Raw genomic sequence first — 6,546 nt, forward strand, 5'->3', positions numbered from 1 at the left:
CTTCTCCAGCTTGAACATCTTCGGTCGCCAGCGGTTCTCCTCCGCGCGCCGCTGGGCGTCCGCTGCCCGGTAGTTCGCGTTACCCCCGTTGCGCGTCACCTCGCGGCTGATCACCGATTGGCTGCGATGCAGCAGCACCCCGATCGCCCGATGCGACAACTCCGCCGCCAGCCCCCTGGAGATCGACTCCCGATCCTCCAAGGTCAACTCCACGCCCCGCACCCAGCCCTCCGATCAGCAGATCACCCTTCTACCAGGGCTGATGCACTGATCGCCTGAGACCACCCTGTCCTGTCGTCCTACATGCGCAGACAATCCTGCCTACGGAAATTGCAGTACTCGCGGCAGGGGGCACTGTTGCATCCGGCGGGACCGGGAGATCTTGACCGAAAATCTTCCTGTTGGAGGACGCCGGATCCGGTCGCTGGAGCACCGTCGACCTGCGGACCGAGCCCCACGAAGGCTCAGCTACGGGAAGACCTGCGGTCAAGATCGGCTGGAGTCGCCGGATGCAACAGTGCCCTCATGGGGACGCCGGTACCTGCCGGGTGCGGCGCCGAACTCGCGTTTGAACGCCTTGGCGAACGCGAATTCGGAGCGGTAGCCGCAACGTTCAGCGACCGTGCTCAGCGGGGCCGTGGACTCGCGTAGCAGCCGCGCGGCGGTCGTCATCCGCCACCACGTCAGGTACGCCAGCGGGGGCTGACCGACGATGGCGGCGAACCGCTTGGCGAAGGCCGCGCGTGACAGTCCGGCCTGCCTGGCCAGGCCCTCGACACTCCACGGGCGCCCGGGGTAGCGATGGATGTGGTGCAGCGCGGTTGAGATCGCCGGGTCGTTCAGCGCCATGACCCAGCCGGTCAGGGCGTGCCCGGACTGCTCGTCGAGCCAGGCGCGCAGGACGTAGAGCAGCAGCATGTCGATGAGCGCCGGCACGATGGCCTCCGTACCGGCGCGAGGCCGTAGCAGTTCATCGCCCAGGAGGTCGACGGCGGCACGAAGATCGGGATGGTGCCCGACGCGGGCGGGTAGGTGAACGACCTGGGGCAGGCCGTGGAGCAGCGGGTGCGGGCGGGTCTGGTCGAAGCTGTAGGAGGCGCAGAGCAGCTCCGTGGCGGCGCCCGCGCCGGGAATGGTCATCTCGTTGATCGATGACTCGTCGCCGGGGTCGGGGTGGAAGTCGATCGTGGGCCTGCCGGGCTGGTCGACCAGCGCGTGCGCGTCGCCGTGTGGTGTGAACACCACGTCGCCGACGCCGAGCGCGACCGGGGCGCCGTGCTGGGGGATGAGCCAGCACGAACCCTGCAGGACCACGTGACACCCCGCTGTGTCACCGACCGGAAAACGCACTCCCCAGGGGGCCCTGCACGTGGTCCGTCCCGCGTACGGCTGCCCGGTGCGCATGGCGGAGAGCAGATCGCTGAGCAGGTCCACATCGCGAGTCTATCTGGAGCAGAGGAAGACGATAGGACATGAATAGAAGACTTCTAGCCATTCACCGTCTTTAGTGAGGGACGTACGGTCAATATCCAGGCCGACCGCGGATAACCTGCGACTCACGATCGGATCTCCATGTCACTGCACGTCATCGTTGGAGCCAGCCACTCCGGAACAGCCACCGCACGACTGCTCGCCGAGTCCGGTGACCGGGTGCGCATACTCAGCCGACGCGGCGGCGGGCCGGAGCACCCACTGATCGAACGGATCCCCGCGGATGCCAGCGATGCCGCCATCCTGACCGAGCTGGCCCAGGGCGCCGCCACGCTCTTCAACTGCGCATCGCCGGCTTACAACAGGTTGCCGATCGAGACGCCGGCGTTGGCGGCCGCGCTGCTGGCTGCAGCCGAACGCAGCGGCGCGGGCTATGTCAACCTCAGCAACATCTACGGGTACGGCCCCGTCGTCGGAGCGATGACCGAGGACCTTCCCATGGTGCCGACCACCATCAAGGGCCGGGTTCGGGCACAGATGTGGCAGGACGCCATCACCGCCCACGGCCAGGGGCGGATCCGTTTCGCCGAGGTACGACCCGGCGACTTCATCGGCCCCGGATCGGTGTCGATGTTCAACCTGATGGTCGCGCCGTCCGTTCTGGCCGGAAATCCCGTTCACATCCCAGCAGACCTGGACGCGGCGCACAGCTGGGCCTACCCCGGCGACGTGGCCCGCATGCTCGTCGCCGTCAGCAGAAACGACCAGGCCTGGGGGCAGGCCTGGCACGTGCCCTCGATCTCCGACGGCTCGGTGCGCGAGATAGCGGTGCGATTCGCCGACCTGACCGGCTCACCCGTCCCCTACCTGGTCAACATGTCACCGCTGGACCTGCACAACCTGGCCATCTCCGATCCGATCATGGCGGAGATTCCGGAGATGCAGTACCTCTACCAGCGACCCTCCGTCCTGGACACCTCGCTGGCCGCACGGACCTTCGGCCTCAAGCCGACCCCCCTCGATGACGTTTTGATCGAAACCGCCCACGCCATGGCAAGATCCGCCTAGCGAGTCGCAGCCACAGGCGCGGCGTCTCGTCATCGTCACCGCCACGGGAGGACGTCCCAAGGTGCAGCGCGGTGAGGTACTTACGAAAGGTCGCGATCACCCCGAGCGGCCTGGCGCCCTATGGCGGTCAAAGTGGCGGCTCGCACCTCGCTGAGGGCCTGTCGGGCAATAGCGCTGAACTCATCGGTGTTGCCCAAGTCGCTCCACCGCTCGTAGGTGATCTTCAAGGCGAGTGCCCCCAGTTCTGCTGTCGCTCGGGCGACAAGGTCGGGGAGACCGCGGTGCTCCATGGCCCGGGCCATCGAAGCGGTGAGGCTCACGCCCTTCAGGGCTTCGCGCTCCTGGAGATCAGGATTGGCGTCGATCACCGCTCGCCTGCGGACGGTGAACGCACGGCGGGCGGGCGTGAAGACGTCCCGTCCAAGTGCGTCGAGGCCGCATGCCACCGCTTCGAGCGGGGCCGCTTCCGTGGGCGCAGCCGCGATCGCGGTGACTAGTCGCCCGGTCAGCGCGTCCTCGCCGAAGAGCACCTCACGCTTGTCCTGGAAGTGCCGGAAGAAGGTGCTCTTGGCGAGTCCGGCGCGTTTCGCGATGTCGAGCACGGTCGTGTTCTCGTAACCGCGCTCCGCGAACAGTTCCAGCGCGACGTCAGCGAGCCGTTGCGATGCGTTGGGTTCCCAGCGGGCCATGAACACAGACTACGGGACTCAGTCCCGTCACCGTGTACAGTGATGGGACCAAGTCACATCACTAGGTGCGGAGGCACGCCATGAGCCGAGCCGTCATGTACGAGACATTCGGAGGACCTGATGTCCTGAAGCTGCGCGAGATCCCGGAGCCGCACGCGGGAGCAGGTGAGGTGCGCGTGAGGGTGGCCGCCGTCGGCCTCAACCCCATGGACTGGGTCCTGTCCTCGATGCCGGAGATGGCGCAGCAGTTCGGCATCACCCTGCCATCCGGCTTCGCCACCGACTTCGCCGGCACCGTGGACGAGGTAGGCGAAGGCGTCTCCGGCTTCGCCGTGGGCGACCGCGTCTACGGAGCCGCGACGGGCCGGGCCGCCGCCGACTTCCTGGTGGTCGACCCTGCCGGGACGGATACCCTCCTTCGCACTCCAGTGGAGATCAGCGACGAGGTCGCCAGCACGCTCGCGGTGGCCGGACTGACCGCCTCGGCGGCGCTCGCAGCGATCGACGTGAAGGCTGACGACACCGTCCTGATCGGAGGCGCCGCCGGCGGTGTCGGCGTATTCGCCATCCAGCTCGCCAGGCTCGCCGGTGCCCGAGTGATCGGAACTGCCTCCGAAGGCACCCACGACTTCCTTCGGCAGTTCGGCGCTGAACCTGTCGTCTACGGTCCCGGCCTGGAGGAGCGGGTGCGCGAGATGGCTCCCAACGGTGTGACCGCGGCGACCGACCTGTTCGGCACGGAGACAGCCGAGGCAGCGCTCGCGCTCGACGTTCCCGCGGAGAGGATTTCCACGGTCGCCGCCGGCCCCAACCCGCCCGGAGGCGTGCGTGCGACCGGCGGCGTCAATGCGCAGCCCGAAGACCTGAAGCGGATCACCGACGCCATCGTCGCCGGCGAGATCACCGTGCCGATCGCAGCCACCTTCCCCCTCGAGCAGATCCGGGAAGCCGTGGAGCTGCAGGCCGGACGCCACGTCCACGGAAAGATCGTAATCAACCTCTGAAGGAACTGCCCCGCAATCAGCTGGGGGGTGCCGGAAGTCGGCCACCGGTGGTGACCTGGGGTTTTAGGCGGCTCGTTCGTATTCGTTGATCAGGCCGCCGAGGATGGGCTGGCGCTTGGTCCGTTCCTGGGTCAGGTCCGNGGCGGGGTGGTCGGGCCGTGGTGGCTGAAGGGCGCGGCCACGGTGGGGTCGTCGTCCGTNGTCGTGGGCCGCGTACTCGGCCAGGACGGTGCGCAGGTGCCGCTGATGAAGAACACGTGGATCCGTTGGAGGAACACGGTGTCGACGGTGAAGAAGTCGCAGGCCGGCAGGCCGGAGGCCTGCGTGGACAGGAACGTGCGCCAGGAGGTGTCGGCCCGGCGGGGTGCGGGGTCGACACCGGAGCGGCGCGGGATCCGCCAGACGGTGACCGACCCCGACCGGGTAGCCCAGCCCGACGAGTTCGCCTTGGATCCTGCGGTGGCCCCAAATCGGGTTCTCCTGCGCGAGGCGCAGGACCAGCTCGCGGATCTCCCGGCGGACCGGCGGCCGCCCGGGTTTCTTGCGTGGGTAGGTCCATTTGCGTGCGAGGAGGTCGCGGTGCCAGCGCAGCACGGTGGCGGGGGTGACGAAGGACGAACCCCGGCGGGCTCGGGGTAGCAGCCGGGACAGGGCTGCGAGGATCACCCGATCCGCCGGTTCCAGCGTCGGACGGTTCACCTGCCGTCGTAACACCGCCACCTGATGTCGCAGGACGAGGAGCTCTACGTCCTTCGCGGTGTCCCCGCGGACTCGGAGCAGCATCAGTCCGAGAGTGTTGCGGTCAGGGCGTAGAGCAGCGACCACACCATGGCCATCCAGCCTGCCCGATGTGGGCCCTGTCCGGCGGGCAAACGCGCAGGTCACCGCTCGAATCGGGATTCTGGAGCCCCAGTGCGCCATGAGCGCGGAGAGTGAGGTCGACAGGTAGGGGATCTCGCTTGATGCGGTGCTGCGTGGAAGATGAAGGATTTGTGGCCCTTCGGCGTCGCCCTGCGGGGGGAGGCGTCAAACCACCTCATGCTGCGTTGGCTGAAGACCGTCGTGGTGAGCGATGAGGAAAAGGCGCACGAGATGCGTCAGGTGGGGACCAGGAAGGCGAGCGAAAACGAACCGCTGTTGAAGTGTCGAAACCAGATCAGACGGCATCGAAACTGGGGCGCTTGGGGTTGCTTCAGGATGAGCCTGGCGGGAGCCCGTGTACTGGCCAGGTGGTGCCCGGCATGGAGGTGGCGCGAGCCTGGTCTGCGGCTTTCACGTGGAACATGGGAAGGCGGATGCCGACACTGCGCGCCCGCCCTGCGGGGCGGATGGGCGAGAGGGAGCACGTCAAGCGGCAGGAACCGTAAGGCGTTGAGTACCGTCGCGGCGTCTGCTGGCGGACCGGCTCGTAGTAGCGGGGAAGCCCCGGTAATCGGGGTGGATGCGAAGGGGCCGGCTCATCGATTAGTTTGCCTGCGCGAGCAACCGGGGTCCTCCCGGGAGGAGACGTGTGAGCAGGTCAGGTCCGGAAGGCAAACCGTTTCAGATACCGAAGCAGCTGGTGTGGGAGGCGTACAGGCGTGTAAGGGCCAACAAGGGTGCCGCCGGGGTGGACGGGCAGTCCCTGGCCGAGTTCGAGTCCGATCTGAGGAACAACCTTTACAAGATTTGGAACCGGATGTCGTCGGGGGCCTACTTTCCGCCTCCGGTGATGGCGGTGGAGATACCCAAGGCGTCGGGGGGCACGAGAGTACTCGGCGTGCCCACGGTCGCCGACCGGGTGGCGCAGACAGCGGCCGCGATGGCGCTGGAGGCCCGTATGGAGTCGATCTTTCATGGAGACTCCTACGGGTGTACCGGCGTCGGCGCGGCGCGCTGGATGCCGTGGCCAGATGCCGTCAACGGTGCTGGAAGAAGGACTGGGTCATTGATATCGATGTCCAGGAATTCTTCGACAGCGTGCCGTGGGACCTTATGGTCAGGGCGGTCGAGGCCAACATAACCACCGGCCAGAAATGGGTGCTGCTCTATGTGAGGCGGTGGCTTTCCGCCCCGCTGCAGCTGCCCGACGGGGCCCTGGAAAGGCGGGATCGTGGGACCCCGCAGGGGTCGGCGATATCACCCGTGCTCGCCAACCTGTTCATGCATTACGCGTTCGATCTGTTCCTGGCCCGGAATTTCCCGGGTGTGCAGTTCGAACGATATGCGGACGACGCGATTGTGCACTGCGCGTCGGAACGGGAGGCCCGCGTGGTGCTGGCCGCGCTTACCAGCCGGATGACCGAGGTCGGGTTGCGGTTGCACCCGACCAAGACCAAAATTGTGTACTGCAAGGACGGCAGGCGGCGTGGCTC

The 6,546-nt window shown here is 67.1% G+C and carries 5 protein-coding genes and 2 pseudogenes; 3 read left to right on the forward strand and 4 right to left on the reverse strand.

The features are described from left to right. Together B056_RS35440 and B056_RS0106645 are read right to left on the reverse strand one after the other, a co-directional pair. Positions 1 to 213 (reverse strand): helix-turn-helix domain-containing protein (locus B056_RS35440; protein WP_018501110.1); only part of this gene is annotated, 213 nt, incomplete at its 3' end. Between the two features lie 273 nt (positions 214 to 486). Then, positions 487 to 1,434, reverse strand: a complete 948-nt coding sequence (locus B056_RS0106645; protein WP_018501111.1) for an AraC family transcriptional regulator — start codon at positions 1,432 to 1,434, stop codon at positions 487 to 489. Positions 1,435 to 1,572: 138 nt separating this feature from the next. Between B056_RS0106645 and B056_RS0106650 the strand changes: the two genes are divergently transcribed. Further along, the gene (locus tag B056_RS0106650) at positions 1,573 to 2,499 is read left to right on the forward strand and encodes an NAD-dependent epimerase/dehydratase family protein (RefSeq protein WP_018501112.1); all 927 of its coding nucleotides are present in this window, start codon (positions 1,573 to 1,575) and stop codon (positions 2,497 to 2,499) included. Positions 2,500 to 2,579: 80 nt separating this feature from the next. Here the strand turns inward: B056_RS0106650 and B056_RS0106655 are convergent, their stop codons facing one another. Continuing rightward, entirely contained in the window at positions 2,580 to 3,188 is a 609-nt protein-coding gene (locus B056_RS0106655) for a TetR/AcrR family transcriptional regulator (protein ID WP_035750383.1), read from the reverse strand. Between the two features lie 80 nt (positions 3,189 to 3,268). On the opposite strand from B056_RS0106655, the gene B056_RS0106660 reads away from it, so the two are divergent. Further along, complete coding sequence (locus B056_RS0106660) at positions 3,269 to 4,192, forward strand: NADP-dependent oxidoreductase (protein ID WP_018501114.1); 924 nt, start codon at positions 3,269 to 3,271, stop codon at positions 4,190 to 4,192. A gap of 245 nt (positions 4,193 to 4,437) precedes the next feature. Here the strand turns inward: B056_RS0106660 and B056_RS44105 are convergent. Further along, positions 4,438 to 5,064, reverse strand: a pseudogene (locus tag B056_RS44105) (helix-turn-helix domain-containing protein); the annotation flags it as partial. A gap of 737 nt (positions 5,065 to 5,801) precedes the next feature. Here B056_RS44105 and B056_RS40320 point away from each other — a divergent pair. Beyond that, a pseudogene (locus tag B056_RS40320) lies at positions 5,802 to 6,546 on the forward strand (reverse transcriptase domain-containing protein); the annotation flags it as partial.

The organism is Parafrankia discariae (genome assembly GCF_000373365.1).
GTDB classification, from domain to species: domain Bacteria; phylum Actinomycetota; class Actinomycetes; order Frankiales; family Frankiaceae; genus Parafrankia; species Parafrankia discariae.